Here is a 22,094-nt window from a genome sequence, read left to right on the forward strand (position 1 = left end):
AAATAGGCGCCTGTTAACATAGATATTAACAGGCGCTTTTTGTTGTTTAATAAAACTGTTTAATAAAGTTGTTTAATAAAGCACGTCACTTAGCACGACCAATACCCATGTAACCACCTACCAAACGCTCAATTTGCATGCAGGTTAGGGCATTTTGCGCATCAAAAATAGGTTGCGCCGTCTTATTAATTTGGTTCACATCCAAGTCGCTATCTAAAGGCCAGCTCATGATAAATAACGCTTGTGTATCAACCAATGGCGCATAAGCATCGTTAACCAACTCTAATAAAGGCTGCTGACCATATAGCGCCTGTAGCTCAGTCTGCGCTTTCTCACTATAGACCAACGTCTGAATATTATAAGACCATAGCAGCGCTAACAGGGGATGGATTGCAGACCCTACGGTACGCCCTGATCCTGACTTATAACTGCCGCCCCAAATCATTACCGTCTTATTATCAATAAAACCATCAAAATATTGCCAGAACTTACGAAATATCAGCTCTTTTTGGTCTTCATTGATATCGATCACTGACTGTAGCATCGGCATGTCTACGCGGCTCGCCTGCCCTGATTGCTGTAGCTGTAACAGCTCCGTCGGTAGCGTATTACCACCAAAGCCCCAGCCCGCTTGCAAATAGCTACTCCCAACGCGCTCATCTAATCCCATGATGTGACTGACTTGCTGGATATCGACATCGTGACTATCAGCAAGGCGCGACATCTCATTCATAAAGCTTACTCGCGTCGCAAGCATACTCATGATGCTACTGCGGGCAAACTCTATCGTTGCAATATCAGCACTATGACTGACACGAGCTTGTTGCGTTAAAGGCTGCAGCGCACTTAGATGCTGGCGGCTACTGTTCGCTGTCTTTTCGCCAAGCAGCCATAGTGACGGTGTCAACATCGAGCTGTACGCGGCGCCATCTTGTAAAAACACAAAGGGTATGTAATATACCCATGCACGTTGCAAGCGCTGGGCAAGCGCTGAGATATGCCCTAATTGCTCAATACTACTTATAATCACAGGCAACGTCTGCTGATGGCTATGATTGAAAGCGGTAATCCAGCTCTCCTCCAACCATACTGACTTTATGCTGTCCAGAAATAACCAATAAAGCGCCACTTCTGAGCTTTGTTCGCGGTCTCTATCATCATTATTATTATCATTATAATGAGATGTTTCACCTGTTATTTCATAGATTTGCAACAGCTTATCAGCACTATTTGGTAACGCTTGACTGATAATCTGCTCTTGCTGGTCATACATCTGCCATAATGCTTGCAAATGCCGCTCAAAGCCATATTGCTGCAACTGCTGCTCTAGCATCTTAGCGTCTGCATATAAGTGTACAGTCTGACCTAAGCTTGCTAGCACTACGGCACTGGTAATGGCCTCGATACCGTGACCAACGATAACGCAAACTTTTGATTTATTATTAATACTATCGGCATGGCTTAGATTAACAGGCATCTTATATCCTTTTAAATATAGTCAAAGCAATTATAAACGGGTACGGTGTTAACCTCGCTTGCTGTACTAGTGTACTATCTGCGCTCGGTTGCCTATTACTCATTTTGGACTACTTCGACTATACGATCGGCTTGCTTTACAAACAATACTGCTAGCGTAGGCGAGATTTTTGTGTAGTAGGCTGGGTTTTTAACCCAGCATTTTGCTTTTGCAAGATTTTAAAGCTGGGTTAAAAACCCAGCCTACGATAGCTTCATCATTAAACCTGAAACAACGTTAAGAGAAGCGCTTGATGTGCTGTAAGAGCTGATCGGTAGAGGTATCAAATTGACCACTGTCCTCTTGCTGCATCGCATGATGCACCGACTCAGCCATCTGCTTACCCATCTCAACGCCCCATTGGTCAAACGGGTTAATATCCCAAATACTGGCCATGACATATACTTTATGCTCATAGAGCGCAACCAGTGCCCCTAAGCTATGCGGGGTAAGCTCATCGATAAGTAATGTCGTTGACGGCTGATTGCCACGATAGTATTTATATTTATCGGCCTCAGAAACAGTCTGCGCGTCAGCACCTGCAATAGCGGCATTACCAAAGGCCAGCACTCGGCTTTGCGCTAGACAGTTCGCTAATGACAGCTCATGTTGCTGTTGCAAAGAAGCATTGTGTACCTTATCACTATAACGACGCACGCAAGCGATAAAGTCGCAAGAGACCTGCTGCGTCCCTTGGTGTAGCAACTGATAAAACGCATGTTGCGCATTGGAGCCAATCTCGCCCCACAGAATCGGACAGGTATCGTAATCAATATGATCACCATGCTGGGTGACCGACTTACCATTACTCTCCATCTCAAGCTGGGTCAAGTAGCTTGGCAGATAGCTGAGACGACCATCATAAGGCAGTACGGTATGAGCATTCACCTGTAAAAAGGTACTGTTCCAAACGGCAAGTAAGCCTAATAATACTGGCAAGTTTTCGGCAAAATCAGCCTGCGCAAAGTGCTCATCCATACTATGAGCGCCAGCCAATAGCGCTTTAAACCCCGCCATACCAATACGAATAGCAATCGCCAGTCCAATCGCCGACCATAAAGAAAATCGACCGCCGACCCATTCCCAAAGCTGCAGCTGATGCTCAGGATGAATACCCCAAGCGCTCATCTTCTCACCATTAGCCGATATACCAATAAAGTGGCGACGTAACACACTGTCTTCCGTACCAGCGCGCAGCTTGGCAGTGGCAAGCAGCCATGACAGTGCCGTCTTCGCGTTGGATAACGTATCAACGGTACCAAAAGATTTGGAGGAGATAATAAATAAGGTAGTTTCAGGATTTAAGTGCTTGAGCAAATTATCAAGCTGAGTACCATCCATATTAGAGACGAAGTGCACTTCAATGTCGGTATCTGCCCACTCATCAAGCGCGGTCGTCGCCATCAGTGGCCCAAGATCAGAACCACCTACTCCGATATTAACCACATCGGTGATAGCCTTGCCCGAAAATCCGCGCCATGTGCCACTACGGACACGCTCGGATAATCTGGCTACCTGCGCCAGACTACGATGCACATCGGCGACCACATTTTGGTCACCTACTTGTAGCGCTGCGGTCTCTGGCAGTCGTAGCGCCGTATGCAAGGCTGCACGCTCTTCACTGGTATTGACCATCGCCCCTTGTAAGAGCGCCTTAATACGAGCCGATAAATCACAGCTATCAGCCAAACTTAACAAATTAGATAGTACTGTCTCATCGATACACTGCTTGCTATAGTCCATATATAGCGCACCAGCTTGGGTACTGAAGCGCGCCGCCCGCTCATCATCTTGCGCGAACAATGTCGCAAGTGACCACTGCTGATCCGCTAGCGTTTGCAACTGCTGCCAGTACTTAGAGTGGCGAGCACCGCTATATTCCTTATTATTACTTATCTCATCCATCAGTTATTCATCTTCCGCTAATTGATGCTGAGCAAAATAGATAAACGCTTGCATATATGAGCGCATATCGCCCGCATCATAGCTATCGCCGCGCATAGTCGTCACATTGACCCCGTATTCGCTAATCAATGCATCAATAGCATCAGTCAGCTGAATCTCGCCACCGACAGAGGCTTTGGTATTGGCCAAATAATCAAAGATTTGATTGCTAAATACATAGCGACCAACCACTGCCAATTTTGAAGGCGCGTCTGCTAAGCTGGGCTTTTCTACAAAGCCCGCGACTTTAAAACTGGCGTTAACATCTGTTTTACTATCGACATTGCTCGTATTATTAAACGCTTCATTTAATTGAGCGATACCGTACTTATGCACATCTTCATCCGCGACCTTATCTACCAATATTTGTGAATGACTATCCTTAGCAAAGGCATCAATCATAAAGGCCAAATTATCGACAGTCATATCATTGGTAAATGGATCAAGTACGACATCTGGAAGCAAGACTGCAAAATCATGATCACCAATAATAGGTCTAGCTGCCAATACCGCATGACCCAACCCTAGCGGCTTACCCTGACGTATCATCGATACGGTCACATCATCTGGTAACCAGTTCAAGCTATCGGCTAGCTCATCTTTACCTTTATGACGCAATTGGTTATCCAGTTCGGCATTGATATCGAAGTAGTTTTCAATCGCGCTTTTTTGTGCATGGCCGACCAGTACAATGTGTTTGATACCAGCAGAAATCGCTTCTTCAACCACATAATGAATGGCTGGACGATTACCTAAAGGCAATAGCTCCTTTGGAACAGATTTAGATAGTGGCAGCATACGAGTGCCAAAGCCTGCCACAGGGATAACCGCATGAGTGATGTTTTTCATACCTCAACAATCCTATTAACTTAATATTTATCGTTAGTATTTAATAAAGAGCTTTGTCTAGAATTTACATCAAAGCTTACTCAATACTGTATGTGTGGCCAAGCTTTCTTTTAAGCTCAGCATATCTACTTTTATGCTATCTGGTATTCCGGTAAATAAAGCTTGTGTCGTATTTGCTTGTTTTTCGACACTAAGCATAACCAAACAGGCTTTTTGATAGAGTGTCTCTATATGCCATAGTCGCCATGCTTCCCAGTAATCTAAACGTGCTAAAGCCGCAGTGCTATTATAAATACCAAATTGCTCCGATGTCATTAGGGAGTTAGGACGATGACTGGCGATGGTTAACGGTTTTTTGATAACTGAAATTCTTTCATTACCATATACTAGCTTTAAACGTTCAAAAAACTCACTATCAGCGCCCGTTCTTACGATATGCCATAAACCAGTCTCTTGTTTAACTGTTTGCAAGCGAAACATAGGAGATGCGGGGTTTTGTCGCATAAACGGGTATATTTGACGAACGTAGTACTGACCGTCATGATCTAACCTCAGCCAATGTGATGTCGTCGCAATGATACTAGTGTCTTCTATCAATGGCTGCACTTGCTCTGCAACTTTTTGTGGATGCGCCCAATCGTCAGAATCTTGACAAGTTAAAAACTCACCTGTTGCATATTGCGCACCAATGCTTTTGGCAGCAAATGTCCCTACATTTTGCGGTAGAGCAATAACTTTCATAGCGGTATTGTGAGCACTTAGGTATTGCAAACGCAGTAAGGTATCATCGGTACTGGCATCATCGACTACTATTATTTCTAAGTTATGCCATGACTGCTGTAACAGGCTATTAATACAGCTATCTATCGTTTCGCTGGCATTGTATGTGGTGACCATAACGGTCACTTTATGCAGCTTACTATTACTTTGAGAGTCTTGGTCTTTATTTATTTGCTCTATTACTCGTAGATTGGTCACCGTGAATTGCTGTTGCTCATCGAACAGCTTTATTTGGCTAAGCTGATGATGAGTAAATATTTCATTTAAATTGGCAAGTTTAGTCAATGGCGTATTAAGCGCTATATTACTGTAGAGACATCTTTTATCTGCATACTCATCATCTACTGGGTATGATAAAAAACTAATTAAGTAATGATCAATGTGACTATCTAGTGGGCAGTACTGCTGCAAAAGCGCAATATATAGACCCTGATAATAGGAGCTATCTAACGTACCTGACTTTTCTTTCTGCGCTTTCAAGAAATTAAATATTACGTCAGGATAGAAAGAGATTACTTCTTTGATAAATTCATGATGAAATTGACGATACCGTTTGTAATATAAGATATGCTCTATATAGCTTTTGACTATATCGTCAGTTAAGTTTTGACGCTTAATATTGGCGATAGTAAAGACTACTATATGGCGTGGAGACTTTACTAGCAACCATGAGGAATGTTTTGAAACAGTACGATATAAGCCTAAGCGCGCTGCATACCAACGTCGCTTAGCACTAATATAGCGCATCCTAGGCTTTAACGCTGCTAGAGCATGAGTAAACTGCTTGTGCCTAACGTAGGTAAAGTATTTCAAATAAAGGCCTAATTAATAGTCTGAACCTGATAGATCTCGAGTATATATTTTATCCAAGCTGTCTTCTAACTCTTCTGAGAGTCGATTGGCTACGATAATATCTGATTTGCTCTTAAACGTATCTAAGTCATTTACAATCTCACAGCCTAAGAAACTAGCTTCATCAGACTTGGGTTCATAAACAATAACAGTCGTACCTAGTCGTTTTAAGTGTTTGATAATACCTTGAATCGCTGACGCACGGAAATTATCAGAGCCCGCTTTCATTATTAAACGATAAATACCAACGACCTTTGGATTACTCGACACTATATCATTAGCGATGAATTCTTTACGAGTATTGTTTGATGAAACCACTGCCTGTATTAAATTCTGCGGTACATTTTCATAATTAGCCAATAGCTGCTGGGTATCTTTAGGTAGGCAATAACCACCGTAACCAAAGGATGGATTGTTATAAAAGTTTCCCACCCTTGGGTCTAAACAAACGCCTTTAATGATTTGCTCAGTATCTAAACCATGCACGACTGCGTAAGTATCAAGCTCATTAAAGTAAGAGACGCGCAGCGCAAGATAAGTATTGGCAAATAACTTGATGGCTTCTGCTTCGGCGCTATTGGTCAATAAAATATCAATGTCTTCTTTAACCGCACAGGCTGCAACTATATTGGCATATACTGCAGCCCGCTCTGACTGCTCACCAACGATAATACGTGAGGGATATAGATTATCATACAGCGCTTTACCTTCTCGCAGAAACTCAGGAGCAAAGATAAGGTTATCAATGCCTAGCTTCTTTTTCGTTTTTTGCGTAAAGCCCACAGGAATGGTAGATTTTATGATAATAAGAGTATCAGCATTAACTGCCAATACATCGTTAATTACCGCCTCGACGCTACTGGTATCAAAAGAGTTGGTATCTGTATCATAGTTCGTAGGAGTTGCTATTAGTACATAATCAGCGTCTTTATAAGCCTGTAATTTATCTGTCGTCGCAAACAAATCCAGCTCTTTACGAGCTAGAAAGTTTTCTATTTCTTTATCATCAATAGGTGACTGACGCTGATTAATCTTATTGACTTTATTTTCGTCAATATCTAAGGCTGTCACTGTATGCTGTTGTGCAAGTAACACAGCGTTCGATAGACCAACATACCCTGTGCCTACGATAGTTATTTTCATAAAAAACCTATTTATTGTCTTTGGTTATATATATTAGAACCTGTTTAATTAAGATTTTACGCTCTACCATACCGATCTTCAAATCTGACGATATCATCTTCCCCCAAATACGATCCAACCTGCACTTCTATCATCTCAAGATCAACCTTACCAGGGTTTTCTAAACAATGCGTTGCACCTAATGGTATATAAACAGACTCATTTTCAGTCACTAGCTTTTCGTTACCATCAACGATAACTTTAGCGGTACCTGACACTACAATCCAGTGCTCAGCACGGTGATGGTGCATTTGCACAGAAAGCCTCTCACTAGGTTTGACCGTGATGCACTTAACTTGATAACGATGGCCACTATCGATAGAGTCATATTTACCCCAAGGTCGATAGACCTCACGATGGACACTATGTTCCTGACGTTTATCTGCTTTTAGTTGGTTGACAATATGCTTGACTTCTTGCGACTTATCTTTGGACGCGACTAGCACTGCATCTTTAGTTTGAACAACAATAATATTATCCAAACCCACCGTTGCCACTAATCCTGTTTCTGCAAATATATAGTTATTATGACTATCAACTGTCAGCACATCGCCTGTGATAACGTTGTCATCTTTATCTTTATCAGAAACTTCCCATAAAGACGACCAAGCACCTACATCGCTCCAACCAGCATCCATCGCAATGACAACTGCATTAGTCGTTTTTTCCATGACGCCATAATCTATTGACTCGGTAGGACAGTTAAAGAAATCTTCTTTATTGATACGTATAAAGTCCAAGTCAATATCAATACTTTGCATTGCATTACTACAAGCACTATAGATGTCCGGACGGTGACTTTTCAATTCATTTAAATAGTTTTGTGCTTTGAAGGCAAACATACCACTATTCCATAGGTAGTTCCCACTCTCTAGATATGCTTTAGCCGTAGCGACATCAGGCTTTTCAACAAACTGCTCGACTGTAAAGCCTGATTGCTCACGAGCATTGGGATTATACTTAATATAACCATAACCCGTCTCAGGAGACTGAGGCACAATACCAAAAGTAACAAGCTTATCTTGTTTTACAGGTATTTGCGCTTGTACAACCGCAGTACGAAACGCATCTTCATCCAAAACCACATGATCAGCCGCTAAAACCAATAACTCAGGATTGTCTTCGTACTTTGCTGCATAAATAGCGGCAAGCGCGATCGCTGGTGCAGTATTTTTTCCTATAGGCTCAAGAATAATATTATGATCTAATTGCCCGATTTGGCGTAGCTGTTCAGCGACGATGAAACGATGTTCTTCATTACATATAACCAATGGGGGTAAGCAGTCTAAACCTTGTAATCTTAGAATAGTAGCTTGCAACATCGTTGTCTGACCATATAGTTTTTGAAACTGCTTAGGAAAGAGCTCACGTGATAACGGCCATAAACGGCTTCCCGTTCCACCTGCCATAATTATCGGTAGAATCATAATACTTATCCTAAATTGATTGGAGCTTAGTTACTGATACTAAAAATACGCTTTGGTATTTTCATGTACATGAGCGTCACTGAGTAAGTCATTTATCGCAAACCATTGATATTGATGATGCTGATCTATAGGAAGCGTATCAAAGCTAACATTCACAATCAGCTGGTACCCTAGAGCTATATAGTGCGTTGATATTTCACTATCAAAAACACTGTCTACATACAGATGCTCAAACACGCCTAAAAAGCATGCCTCATCTAATGTAAATTCTTGATCTAGCTCAGCGCATGTCAAACGCTTGAATGCTTGAGCCAGAGTTTCATTCTTGTAAATACGACCACCAGGTACAAACCAATCTCCCTGCGCTGGACGATTGTTCCTTCTCCCTAATAATACCTGATCTTGAGCATTTTTAATGATTAGATCAATCGAGACTAGCGGCGTATTTTGGACAATGGTTTGAAATGTATTACGACTTAACATAGTAGACCTAATAGGTACAAAATGATAAAAAATAGGTCTTTGCTAATTACTTACTCAGCACTTCATGCAGCAGATTTAGCTGTTCGGTTAAATCAATCTGATGATTACCGACAAACAGACCGTTTTTATCTAGATATTCAGCGTTATCTACTGTACCTGACACTTCGTAATCAAAATACTCTAGTACTTCTTTATTCTTTAGGAAGTTTCCTGTCACGATCGGACGACATTCAATACCATTATCCACAAGCTTTTTAACCACTTCTTTACGAGTAATGCTAGCACCCTGACGGATAATAAAAGAGAACCCAAACCAGCTACTATTACCAATCTCTTTTTGAATCAGGAAATCTGGATGGTCGGCAAATAAAGATATGAAATATTCAGCATTTTTTCGACGCTGCGATATAAAGCTAGGCAATTTCTTTAACTGCTCTATACCAATTGCCCCACTCATCTCTAACGGGCGAACGTTATAACCGGGTAGTACGAACTTAAAAGATTCCTCAAATGGGTCATCTGATTTAGTACCAGTAAGACTATTCTCTTTAGGTAAGTTCCGTGTCCAGCCATGAGCACGTATACATAATAAGATATGATAAATCTCTTCATCATCTGTGACTACACAGCCTCCTTCCATCGTAGCAATATGATGAGAGAAGAATGAACTAAAGGTGCCCATTAAGCCAAATGTACCTGCTTGCTGTCCCTCAAAAGTCGCACCCATAGACTCGCAATTATCTTCTAGCAGAACAATATCTTTATCTGCTATCAGCGTATTAATTCTAGCAAAGTCATTTGGATTACCCAATAAATTCACCGTTAAAATGGCACGGGTTTTATCGGTAATGGCATTTTCAAGCTGATCTAAATCAATATTTAAGGTATCCAAGTCAACATCGACAAACTTAACTTTTAGACCATATTGCTGTAGTGGAAAATATGTAGTCGACCATGATACGGCTGGTACGATGACTTCATCACCACGCTTTAGAGGATTGTCTTTTTTGAAAAATAGCGCGGCTATCATCAGCAAGTTAGCCGTTGAGCCAGAGCTGGTCATCAATGCATACTTCGAACCGAAAAACGAGGCAAAGTCTTTTTCATATTGCGCTACTTGCGTATTCATCGAGTACATATCAGAATCTATAACACGTTGAATCGCGGCTAATTCTTTTTCATCCCAAGTGCTACTTGCTAACGAATAGTTAACCATTTAGTTTTTCTCCAAATAATATTGATAAGTTTTCTGTAAACCCTCTGTGAGTGAGTAACGGTGCTTCCAACCGAATTCTTCTAGCTTTTCTGTGCTTACCAGCTTTTGTTTCATACCGACAGGCTTGGTTAAGTCATGCGCAAAGCTTCCTTCAAAGCCGACTATAGTCGCCACAGCATCATAATACTCATTGATACTAAAATCATGACCAAGACCAATATTCAACATATCAGGCATACGCTCAAAATTATCAAACGCATAAAAGACAGCATCCGCTAGATCTTCAGCATACATAAACTCACGTCTTGCTGTTCCATCACCCCATATCTCGACTTCATTAGCATTTTGCAGTTTGGCCTGATGTAGTTTATACAGAGCCGCCGGAATCATGTGAGACTTCACACCATCGAACTTATCGTACTTACCATATAAATTACAGGGTATCAGGGTTTTATATTGCAATTGACCGCCAGACTCTAGTGAGCAATAGCTGCATAACTTAGCAATTACTATTTTAGCCAATGAATAACCTTCAGTATTAGAATCTAAGCTACCTGTTAGAACTTGCTCCTCCACTAATGGATTGGGTGCAGTTTTCGGATACATGTTAGCGCTACCTAGATTGATAAGATGCTTAACATTATACTGACGCGCTGCTAAGACAATATTCTGTCCTATCTGTATATTATCAGCCAAAAACTTAACTGGATTGTCGATATTTGACTGAATACCACCCACGATACCTGCAGCATGGATGATAAAGTCTGGTTGATGCTGTTTGAGATACGCTTTAACCGACTCAAAATCCAGCAAGTTCAGCTCACGACTGCTAGGATGTAAAACCTCGTCATCTCTATACAGTTGGGCGTAATCCTGAATATTACGCCCAACCATCCCTGAACCGCCTGTCAATAAAATCTTCATATCAGCTACTCTTATTACTCTTGCGACATCGGAACATCATAGTTATGTTGCTTGAGTAACGCATGACGTTTGGCTATTTTCAAGTCTTCTTGTACCATCTCCGCACACATTTCTTGTACGGTAATCTCTGGCGTCCAGCCAAGCTTTTTCTTAGCTTTACTTGGATCACCAAGCAAGGTCTCTACTTCAGCTGGTCGGAAATATATTGGATCAATCTTTAAAATAACATCACCTACTTTTAATGCCGGAGCATCATCGCCATCGATTGACTCCACTATACCAACTTCATCGACGCCTTCACCTTCAAACCTCAAGGTAATACCTAAATGCTTAGCAGACCAAACAATAAACTCACGTACACTATGTTGTACACCTGTGGCGATGACGAAGTCTTCTGCAACGTCTTGCTGTAGCATCATCCACTGCATACGTACGTAGTCTTTGGCATGTCCCCAGTCACGTAAGGCATCGATATTACCCATATATAGACAGCTATCTAGACCTTGAGCGATGTTGGCCAGTCCACGAGTAATCTTGCGAGTGACAAAAGTCTCACCGCGACGTGGAGACTCATGGTTAAACAAAATACCATTACAAGCGTACATACCATAAGCTTCACGATAGTTCACGGTAATCCAGTAGGCATAAATTTTTGCGACTGCATATGGAGAACGTGGGTGAAACGGTGTTGTCTCACTTTGAGGTACTTCTTGAACTAAACCGTAAAGCTCAGAGGTACTGGCTTGATAGAATTTAGTCTTCTTCTCCAACCCCAGAAAGCGAATGGCTTCTAGCAAACGTAATGTGCCCATGGCGTCGACATCAGCGGTATATTCTGGTGACTCAAAGCTCACCGCTACATGACTCTGGGCACCAAGGTTATAAACCTCATCTGGCTCTACTTCTGAAAGTATGCGTGTTAAGTTAGAAGAATCAGTAAGATCACCATAATGTAGATGAAAATTGATATTACGTTCATGTGGGTCTTGAAGTATATGATCCACTCGTTGAGTATTAAAAGATGAAGCTCGACGCTTAATGCCATGTACTTCATAGCCTTTTTCCAATAAAAACTCAGCTAAATAGCTACCATCTTGACCAGTTACACCAGTAATTAATGCTTTTTTCATAAGACACCTTCCTTAAAAATAGTATAATTAACACAAAGAATGAAAATAAAAACCTACCTATACCCTTTAACAGAAAAATCTCTAAGCTTTTTTTCCAAAAGACCATATCCTAAAGCATCTTGTCTACTGTTACTTAATATATTGGAAAAAAAATCAGTATCGACTTTTTTATTATAATAATCATTTAAAAAAACTACTAAAGACGCAGCTACGCTTCCTTGCTTAGCATAAACCTTAAAATCCTCAACGAAAGAAGATAAAATAGTTACTTTAGGAAACTTAGTTTTAGCAAGCCAATCTATATTGTAAATATTATTATAATTTATAGCTTCAATAAGTATTTTGTCCGCCTCCATAAACTCACCACTTTTATAATACACTAAAGACAACAACAGTCTATAAAAGTTATTTTCTCTATCAAGCATTATGCATTCTTTAATTAACCTTATCTGCTCATCTAAAGGCAATGAATCTTTAAAACTTCTAACATAATGAGAGATTGAAAACGCTTTCAGCAACGGATCTACACGATTAGAAGAAAGAATCCCATCTTTCTTCAATGACATATTGAAACAAGATTTAATATCTTTCTCAGAAATAAAGCTCTTATAACTACTAACTTTAACGCCACCTATCCAAGAAGATAATGTAGCAAAGCCTGAAGAACCACATATTATCTCTGTACAACGTGACATTAAAATTATATCGAACATTGCCCGCTGTATATCATTATAAGTATTATCAATTAAATCATTTGAAAACATAATGTTATGCCTATCTCGTACATATTCACAAGCATCGATATCTTGACCAAATAAAATAACATCATAACCCGATCTTTTGAAACTTTTTATTACTTGGTCAAGTACATACAATGGGACTACTTTCCCATAATAACGATCCATAAATCTATACTCACCATAAACTAAGTCACCCGATCTTAAATGTATAGCGAGCACATCATTTTTCAATACAACTGACTCAGCTAAACTGCGAGCCATTAATACATCTTCATTAAAACCGATTTCTTCAAATGCTTCCTTATATTCAGTTCTTAAATTACTAAACTGATATTCTTTATCTTTAATTTGATTTACAAGATATTGCTGTTGTACTAAGATACCATCATACTCGGTTAGAGAATCAGCGTTAAGTTTAGGTATTTCGTTTAACGCCTTCAAATTAGACCTATTTATAGCATCTCTCTCTATTAAATGCTCTTCTATAAAGCTCTTATTGAATATATTCTCAACCTTATCAATAGCATGAAAACTACTTTCTGAAAATGATAAAGGCCAAGAATAAAAGAATTTACCATTAGTTTTTCGAGCAAGTACTATACCGTTGAGTATTGCTTTCAACCTTTCACCTAACCCATCACCTCTGTTAACTATAAAAGCAAGTTGATTTTTATTTCCAAAACTACGTGACGGCTTGTCTAATATATGAATACTCCCTAAATGTAAGTAATTAGCTGACCAGTTAGAAACACTTATTATTAATTTTCTGATCTTAATTTTACTTGCTAGAGGGAGTATAAGTGGAAGCGAGTTGGGAAGAACACCAAAATATAGTAATCCTTTATGAATAACAATTTTTTGATTTTCATCATTAATAATAGAAACCTCGATTGTAGCAGCATGGTGACGCCATTTTTCGTGCTTTCTATTGTTAACGATAATATACTCTGGAATAACACATCTCTCAAACTCAACCTCCCACCAAGGAGACTTCTCTAGTCCAGTATGAAAAGCAAAATCATCAGTACTCGTTCCATCAATAGAACGTTGTGCATCATTGCCTTTAGAGTATTTCGAAACTGAGCTCTGAGTAGCTATCCCAAAGCTTGCTACATCTATTAAGTCTTCTTTATAGCATAATTCTTCAATTAGTTTTTCAAACATATTCGAATCCATATTTCGTTTGTTGTAAGTAAGTTCCCAACCTATTCAATAATTCTTAACAAATTATTTTTAACCACATCTAATGTACAGTTCTGCTTAACAAAATTATGACCCTGCTCAGCTTGCTTCAAATAGAGGTTTGGGTTTTGCCACATTTCTTGTATAGTTTGATAAACTTCATTTGGTTTCGCATAGACAGCTGAATTTCCAAATATTTCCTCAAACTCTGGCGGCAATATGACTACCTTACCTAGAGCCATCGCTTCCATAATATTTCGTCCGAACTCTTCAATATAGTCTTCATGGGTATAGTGGATGAAAAAATCTAACTTTGATATAAACTCTGTCACAGAAATAGCATCGAAATCAATAGCTTGCCAATTCTTAGGGAGTTTACCGATTTGCTTTTTAGGTGTTTGTACACCGCCCATCAACAGAACATTAATATCGCTTTTATCAGCAAGGTAGGCCTGCTTGATTTCATTTTTATCTTTAGGCCACTTAGTCCAATGATCTCTAGAATGTCGACCTACTATAATCTTTCTATTTGTACCAAATTCTAATGGTAAGCTTATGCTTGTATTATCTAGCTCATGGTTATATGGAGGAAACCAAGTGTCTTCGTATACATTATCAACTATGCCAGACTTATTTAATGTTTCTATTACTCTTGGTGATATTGGTATCCATAGTGGACTGACATTAAATAACTTCTTACATAATGCAGTTACTTCATTACTGTCATAGTAACTAGGTTCTTGCGACCATAACTGCATTGGAGACTGATTTACTAGTATACCTAGTTTATTGCACGTTATACTAGGAACAGCATCAATCTCAAAGTTCAAAATAGGGGGGTGATGTATTATAACTAGTTTAGCAGTGACCTCATCTTCGGGTACTAAAAAATCTATGTTTTCATTGTAGGAAAGCTTTGTATACTCATCAGCTATCTCTGCCGTTTTTAAATCGTATCTTGGCCAATGAAACAATCCTACTTTCCAGCCCAAGGCTTCAGCAGCTTTAATATAGCCTTCATTGCACCGTCTTGTCCCCCCCAAAAGGCTTAAATCTGATATTAGTATCAAGTCATAATGAATATTCTTCTCCCAGTGTTTAGGTGCTAAACCATGAGGTATAGGAAAGGGATATTTTTTACTAGTTCTAGTATAACTAAGTGGTTTATCCTTATTATTTTCACGCCAAAATTTCGCTTGTCTCGAATACTCATGACGTATTCCAAAAGTTAGGCTGTTTAGACTCGTACCAGCTTGTTGTGTCAGAGAGTTATCATGTACTAAAAAGAATGAGAAGGGAATGTTTTGCATGATATCTACTATAGAATCTTCACCCCATAATATGCGTGCTCGTTGTATAAACTCATCATCTGCATTAGCAGATACAGCGTCCCACTCACCTAGAGATTTTATATCTTCTGATCTTATTAGAAGAGAGGGGTAACTTCTATGTACATACTCAAGATTCCCTCTTTGTGGTCGTAAAATAAACTTAAAATCTGGAGTCACTCTTGTCATATAAGAGCAAGTAATCTTTATAGACTTATCGTTAAGCATTACCTCCATTTGTTTTTCAAGCATTTGGGGGTGCGACCAATCATCACTATCATGCACAGTGATGAAATCACCGCTTGCCAAGCTTAACGCTCTATTTCGAGTAGTATAAGCACCCCTGTTTCTTTCATTACGATATATTTTGAGTCGACTATCTTTAGCAGCTAATTCTTCCAAAATCTCCCAGCTTCTATCAGAGCTACAATCTTCTACAGCAATAATTTCTAAGTTCTGCCATGTCTGATTAAGCATTGAGTTTATTGACAGCTCAATAAATTCCTCAGCTTGATAAACAGGCATCAGTACACTAATTTTAAATTCACTTTCTTCAACATTATGTAAAACAGAACAACCTATATTACCAAATACAAACCCTTTATTTTCATCTAATAATGATAATGGGCTTATGTCATTACCTGTGTATATTTTATTTAGTTGGTCAATTCGCATTTCATCAAAATTTTCATTACTCTTTTCACTTTCGTTTATCAAATTACTTAGCGCACAAATAAAGTCAGAATCTAATTTTCCATCTAAAACATAGTCAATTAAACCTTTAGCTTTATCATACTCTTCTAAAGCAATCAAACTCTCAATCCATAGAAGCTTTAATTTTTTACTTCTATATAAGGATATATCATATTTTTTTATCTTATTAATACATTCTATTGCTTTACCCCATTGATTATTAACGAGATGCCATCTAGTTAAAGTAAAAGCCACTCTAGCTTTATCTTTATTCTTAACGTTATCCTTTCCAAAACAGTTATACAAACCAAGTAAAGCATAAGTGGAGAAACCTGACCATAGCTTTTTCTCTATATCTCTTGAAGGGAGGTTGACATTTTCGATTTTATCAACTAAGTCTAGTTTCAGTTCTTTGAAAACATAATTATGCTTTTTAATTATTTTTTTTGAAGATTTCGAAGATTTTTCCAGTGCTCCAACCATCATCTCTTTGGCTTTTTTGTATTCACCTATTTCAAAATATGCAATTGCTATGTTCTCATAATAGTAGCTAAAATTTGGGTTTTCTTTTATACATTTCTCATATAAATCAATTGCTTTATTAAAATTTTTGGATCTTAGAAAAGCATTAGCTGCCGAAAAATGATTACTCATACATAAACCTCTCAATAATTTAATAAAACTAGCATTTTAAACCGAATTATAAACCTAATCATTTTTAAACTTCAGCACCTCTTTACCTATACTTATAGGTAAAGATATAAAAGCATATGGACTACTAAACCCATCTGTTATAGTTTTACCTAATTTATAAGATAAATGCCTTTTCACTATTTCCGCTTCATAGAAATCATAATATTCTTCAATAGGAATGTTTTCCAATTTACTCTTTTCTTTACTTTTATAACTCTTATATTCTTCAAATAAAAAATAGGGTAACTCAGTTATTTTTCTTGGACTGCGTCCACTCTCTACTAGAATAGACCCTAACTTATACGAGAAGCTATCCTTTATTATTTTTTGCGCTCCATAATATACAGGTACTTTATAAATAGATTCTTTACAGCTAGGTATTTCAGCAGATTTTGACTTATTTTTTTTCAAAAAGTAGCATTCAAAATCCTCTTGAATGCTATGAATCTGCTCTCTTAACAATATATTTTCTTCTAGCAAGCTATCGTCATATTCAGTATTAAGGTGCTCAACGGACGGACTATTTATTGTTTGATGAAAGCCCTGCTGCTTAAAAATACCGAGTAAATCATTAATACTTAAGTTTATAGAGTCACCTATAGAATTACTTTGACTAATCAATGATTTCTCTAGCAGCTTATTAAATAGTAAAACAACTTCGGAGTATCTAATAATAATCTCATCTATAATAAATTTATACTCGATGTTTAATTCTTTTTTTTCTACAAAACCCGAACCCAAATTACTATCTAAAAATTCAACTCCAACTAAATTTTCTATCTCTTTTTTTACCGATTCTATATTATTCGCAGCGGCTAGCCCTTCTAATAATATACACCTACCATTATTTTCTTCTAAGAATACAATTAATTGGGTGTTATACCTCACCCACTCTTGCATTATATTATCTATAAAACTTAAGTTAATATCTTCTTTCTTTAAATCAAAGAACATATTTTTTGGATGATCGAACACTAAGATAAACTTACTTTGTAGCTCAAACTGCTCCCAATAGGATAACAACGGTAAATTATAAGGGCTTTCCCAACCCCATATATACTGATCGATATTAGCAAGTAGAAAGTCTACAGAGATACTATCAGCAAGCTTATTATGCTCTATATCTTTTGACTTTTTATTAATTTTATATAGATTTTTAGATACTTGTTCGGAAGTTAATTGTTGTAAATTGGAATCCTCTGCTTTCTTTAGTCCTCTATCGTATAACATTTCTATTAATAAAGAAGAATATGAAGAAGGATGCCCCGCTTGAATTATAACGCTCATGTATTATACCTCTAAATTTTTTGATTAAATAACATTTGATATATTACTATAATGAATTTAAGAGCCTATGATTCACAACCATTAGGGCTCATACGCTGCCAACGCCAAGTATCTTGACACATCTCAGTGATAGACAGTTTGGCTTCCCATCCTAATAAATCTTTCGCTTTATTAGCACTTGCATAGCAACTGGCTATGTCACCTACGCGACGGGCAACGAACTGATAAGGTATTGGTTGCTCAGATACTTCAGAAAAAGCAGATACCAGTTCTAATACAGATGTACCTTTCCCAGTACCTAAATTAATAGGTAAAAATCCAACAGGTAGATTTTTCTTCTGCAAATAGCTTAAGGCAGCAACATGGCCTTGTGCGAGGTCAGTAACATGAATAAAGTCACGTACGCCTGTACCATCTACCGTCGGGTAGTCATTACCAAAGATACTAAGCTTAGTAAGTTTGCCTACTGCTACCTGTGAAATATAAGGCATCAAGTTGTTTGGGATATCATTGGGATCTTCACCAATCTGTCCTGATGGATGTGCACCTACTGGGTTAAAGTACCGCAGTGTCACTAAGTTCAAGTTATCATTCGATACAGCTAAGTCTTCTAAAATGTACTCAACTGTAAGTTTACTTTGCCCATATGGGTTGGTACAAGATCTCGGAGAGTTTTCATCAATGGGCAGAGTCTTAGGGTCGCCATATACAGTAGCTGATGAAGAGAAGATGAAGTTACTGACGTTGTATTCTGCCATTACATTGAGTAAAGTAATCGTACCATTCACATTATTGTCATAGTACTTTAGAGGCTTAGCAACGGATTCACCCACGGCTTTTAAGCCTGCGAAGTGAATAACACCAAAGAACTTATGCTTATCGAATACTTCTCTAAGTAATTTAGCATTTCGGATATCACCTTTGATAAACTCAATTGGTTGTCCACTGAGCTTAGAGACCCGGTTGACAGACTCAAGGTTACTGTTTGACAAGTTATCATATACTACAATATCATAGCCCGCTTGATGCAGCGCAATACAAGTATGTGAGCCAATATAACCAGCGCCACCAGTTACTAAGATCTTGTTATTCATGACAATTCGCTACAATAAAAACACCCTATTGTAGGGCTGTAGCATAGTTTTTTCAAGGTGTTAAAACGGCTGATAAGACGGTACAAACACTTGTTATTTATGGATTTATCAGTTACTTAAAGCTCAAGCTTTAGTTAGCAAGCGTTACAGAATATTCATTTATGTAAATATATCTGCTTAACGTCGAAATTTAATTTAAGAAATCCCCTTATTATACTAAAAAATTCCCGTTTATCGCCGTTAATAGCTATTCTATCCAATTTACTATAGCAATATATGTATGATAATACCTGAGTGAGGTTTTTCTAAAGTTAGTTTAAGACGTACTAAGCACACTTTCTCCAACCAAAAAAAACACCCCAATGTAGGAGTGTTTCTTCTATTGACATTTTACGTCTATATATTAGAACTAGTTCTATATTACCAACCAGTAACTTCTTTAAGCTTATCACCGATTTTAGCTGGGTCACGAGTATACGCGATACCTGCATCTTCAAAGGCTTTGAATTTCTCTTCAGCAGTACCTTGACCACCAGAGATGATAGCGCCAGCATGACCCATACGCTTGCCTTCAGGAGCAGTGACACCAGCGATATAACCAACGACTGGCTTAGTCACGTGCTCTTTGATATAAGCGGCTGCTTCTTCTTCGGCAGTACCACCGATTTCACCGATTAGTACGATAGCTTCGGTTTGTGGATCGTCTTGGAACAGTTTTAGTGCGTCAATTTGGTTCATACCAGGGATAGGATCACCACCGATACCGATACAGGTTGACTGACCAAAGCCAAGCTTAGTGGTTTGCGCAACCGCTTCATAAGTTAGCGTACCAGAGCGTGAGATGATACCTACTTTACCTGGCAAATGGATATGACCTGGCATGATACCGATTTTGCACTGACCTGGAGTGATGACACCTGGGCAGTTAGGACCAACTAGACGCACATCGCCCGCTTCTTCTAGATAGCGTTTGGCTTTTAGCATATCGATAGTCGGTACGCCTTCAGTGATTACAACGATTAGCTTCACGCCTGCATCTACTGCTTCAACGATAGAATCTAGTACGAATGGCGCTGGTACATAGATTACTGATGCATCAGCTTGAGTTGCTTCCATCGCCTCTGCCATAGTGTTGAATACTGGTAGGCCTAGGTGCGTTTGACCGCCTTTACCTGGCGTTACGCCGCCAACGACTTTGGTGCCGTATTCGATAGCTTGTTCAGAGTGGAACGTACCGTTTTTACCAGTGAAGCCTTGTACCAATACTTTGGTATCTTTATCAATTAATACACTCATTATTTTTTCCTTGTATTCGGTTGTCTTGTAATAGCAGCTTGTAAGCTGATATATCGTTGAATATTAACGATTCATCATCACCAAAACTGCTATTACGCTTTGACTACTATGTTCAAGACTCTATATATAGAGAATTATGCTTGAACTGCGTCGACAATTTTTTGTGCTGCATCTGCAAGGCCCTGAGCTGACGTCAGCTTCAGACCAGACTCTTCTAGGATCTGCAAGCCTAATTCAGCGTTGTTACCTTCTAGACGTACCACGACTGGTACTTGTACATCAACTTCTTTGACTGCTGCGATGATCGCTTCTGCAATCATGTCACAGCGTACGATACCGCCAAAGATGTTGATCAAAACGCCTTCGACACTGCTGTCTTCTAGAATGATTTTGAACGCTTCTACCACGCGATCTTTAGTTGCGCCGCCGCCAACGTCCAAAAAGTTAGCAGGCTTGCCGCCATACAATTTGATGATATCCATCGTCGCCATGGCAAGACCAGCACCGTTAACCATACAACCGATGTTACCTTCTAGAGCAACATAGTTTAGATCAAATTCAGCCGCTTTTAGCTCACGCTCGTTTTCTTGCGTTTTGTCTTGTAGTGCGGCGATTTTTGGTAAGCGATATAGTGCGTTTGAGTCGATACCGATTTTGCCATCAACACAGACGATTTCGCCATTTTCACGTACTGCTAGTGGGTTTACTTCAAGGAGCGCAAAATCATTTTCGACAAACGCTTGATAAGCACCCGTCATGATTTTTACAAACTGGTTGATTTGTTTACCTTCTAAACCCAACTGAAACGCGACATCACGCGCTTGGTAAGGCATTAGACCTACCAATGGATCTACGCTCACTTTAAAGATTTTTTCTGGCGTCTCATTAGCTACTTCTTCGATATCGACACCGCCTTCAGTTGATGCCATAAAGGTAACGCGACGCGTAGAACGATCGACGACCGCACCAAGATATAGCTCAGTTTGTACTGGGTACATATCTTCTGCAACCAATACGAAGTTGACTGGTTGGCCATCAGCGTCAGTTTGGAATGTCACTAGATTAGTACCGATAAGCTCATCAGCGACTTGCTTAGCTTCTTCACGAGTCTTAACCAGCTTTACACCACCAGCTTTACCGCGACCACCAGCATGGACCTGTGCTTTAATAACAGCGATATCAGTTGGGGTTTTATCAAAGGCAGCTGCTGCTTCGTCACCACTATGAGCAATGATGCCTTCTTGAATTGGCAAACCGTAGCTTTTTAATAGCTCTTTTGCTTGATACTCATGTAAATTCATTGATTGTATCCTTTATTTTTTACAATTAATAAAAAGTGAAAATAAGCGCACAATAATATTTATATAGTGCACTTATAACCGTAGCTCCAGTGGTTATAACACTTATTGTTATAAACATCATCACAATCATCATAGTCATGATGCCTACTGCACTACGGTTAATTTATATCGTAATAC

16 protein-coding genes are annotated in these 22,094 nt (G+C 39.0%); all 16 read right to left on the bottom strand.

The annotated features are described in order from the left end of the window. Positions 1–85: 85 nt before the first annotated feature. The 16 genes from ACS8FB_RS09425 to sucC all read right to left on the bottom strand — a co-directional run bounded on the left by ACS8FB_RS09425 (position 86) and on the right by sucC (position 21,917). The gene (locus tag ACS8FB_RS09425) at positions 86–1,477 is read right to left on the bottom strand and encodes a UDP-glucose/GDP-mannose dehydrogenase family protein (RefSeq protein WP_439262412.1); all 1,392 of its coding nucleotides are present in this window, start codon (positions 1,475–1,477) and stop codon (positions 86–88) included. A gap of 276 nt (positions 1,478–1,753) precedes the next feature. After that, positions 1,754–3,421 (bottom strand): glucose-6-phosphate isomerase, encoded by a 1,668-nt coding sequence (pgi, locus tag ACS8FB_RS09430; RefSeq protein WP_439262414.1) that lies wholly within the window; start codon positions 3,419–3,421, stop codon positions 1,754–1,756. Positions 3,422–3,424: 3 nt separating this feature from the next. After that, a complete protein-coding gene (locus ACS8FB_RS09435) occupies positions 3,425–4,309 on the bottom strand; it encodes a UTP--glucose-1-phosphate uridylyltransferase (RefSeq protein WP_439262416.1) in 885 nt (294 codons plus the stop codon). A gap of 69 nt (positions 4,310–4,378) precedes the next feature. Further along, positions 4,379–5,902, bottom strand: coding sequence for a glycosyltransferase family 2 protein (locus ACS8FB_RS09440; protein ID WP_439262418.1), 1,524 nt, complete (start codon positions 5,900–5,902; stop codon positions 4,379–4,381). A gap of 12 nt (positions 5,903–5,914) precedes the next feature. Beyond that, a complete protein-coding gene (locus ACS8FB_RS09445) occupies positions 5,915–7,084 on the bottom strand; it encodes a nucleotide sugar dehydrogenase (protein WP_439262420.1) in 1,170 nt (389 codons plus the stop codon). A 56-nt stretch (positions 7,085–7,140) separates the two neighbouring features. Continuing rightward, positions 7,141–8,559, bottom strand: coding sequence for a mannose-1-phosphate guanylyltransferase/mannose-6-phosphate isomerase (locus ACS8FB_RS09450; RefSeq protein WP_439262615.1), 1,419 nt, complete (start codon positions 8,557–8,559; stop codon positions 7,141–7,143). Positions 8,560–8,589: 30 nt separating this feature from the next. After that, positions 8,590–9,033 carry a GDP-mannose mannosyl hydrolase gene (locus tag ACS8FB_RS09455; protein ID WP_439262421.1) on the bottom strand — a complete coding sequence of 148 codons (444 nt, stop codon included), beginning with the start codon at positions 9,031–9,033 and terminating at the stop codon, positions 8,590–8,592. A gap of 46 nt (positions 9,034–9,079) precedes the next feature. After that, positions 9,080–10,249, bottom strand: a complete 1,170-nt coding sequence (locus tag ACS8FB_RS09460) for a DegT/DnrJ/EryC1/StrS family aminotransferase (protein WP_439262423.1) — start codon at positions 10,247–10,249, stop codon at positions 9,080–9,082. Beyond that, positions 10,250–11,173 (bottom strand): GDP-L-fucose synthase family protein, encoded by a 924-nt coding sequence (locus ACS8FB_RS09465; RefSeq protein WP_439262425.1) that lies wholly within the window; start codon positions 11,171–11,173, stop codon positions 10,250–10,252. Positions 11,174–11,187: 14 nt separating this feature from the next. Beyond that, the gene (gmd, locus tag ACS8FB_RS09470; protein WP_439262427.1) at positions 11,188–12,303 is read right to left on the bottom strand and encodes a GDP-mannose 4,6-dehydratase; all 1,116 of its coding nucleotides are present in this window, start codon (positions 12,301–12,303) and stop codon (positions 11,188–11,190) included. A gap of 53 nt (positions 12,304–12,356) precedes the next feature. Then, complete coding sequence (locus ACS8FB_RS09475; protein ID WP_439262428.1) at positions 12,357–14,207, bottom strand: O-fucosyltransferase family protein; 1,851 nt, start codon at positions 14,205–14,207, stop codon at positions 12,357–12,359. A gap of 41 nt (positions 14,208–14,248) precedes the next feature. Then, the gene (locus ACS8FB_RS09480; protein WP_439262430.1) at positions 14,249–16,900 is read right to left on the bottom strand and encodes a glycosyltransferase; all 2,652 of its coding nucleotides are present in this window, start codon (positions 16,898–16,900) and stop codon (positions 14,249–14,251) included. 54 nt (positions 16,901–16,954) lie between these two features. Then, positions 16,955–18,226, bottom strand: a complete 1,272-nt coding sequence (locus ACS8FB_RS09485) for a hypothetical protein (protein ID WP_439262431.1) — start codon at positions 18,224–18,226, stop codon at positions 16,955–16,957. Between the two features lie 65 nt (positions 18,227–18,291). Then, positions 18,292–19,320 (bottom strand): UDP-glucose 4-epimerase GalE, encoded by a 1,029-nt coding sequence (gene galE / locus ACS8FB_RS09490; protein ID WP_439262433.1) that lies wholly within the window; start codon positions 19,318–19,320, stop codon positions 18,292–18,294. Positions 19,321–19,740: 420 nt separating this feature from the next. Next, positions 19,741–20,616: a succinate--CoA ligase subunit alpha gene (gene sucD, locus ACS8FB_RS09495; protein ID WP_439262435.1), complete on the bottom strand. Its 876-nt coding sequence runs from the start codon at positions 20,614–20,616 to the stop codon at positions 19,741–19,743. A 134-nt stretch (positions 20,617–20,750) separates the two neighbouring features. Continuing rightward, positions 20,751–21,917 carry an ADP-forming succinate--CoA ligase subunit beta gene (sucC, locus tag ACS8FB_RS09500; protein WP_439262437.1) on the bottom strand — a complete coding sequence of 389 codons (1,167 nt, stop codon included), beginning with the start codon at positions 21,915–21,917 and terminating at the stop codon, positions 20,751–20,753. Positions 21,918–22,094 lie beyond the last annotated feature (177 nt).

Source organism: Psychrobacter sp. 1U1 (genome assembly GCF_051847535.1).
Lineage (GTDB): Bacteria > Pseudomonadota > Gammaproteobacteria > Pseudomonadales > Moraxellaceae > Psychrobacter > Psychrobacter saeujeotis.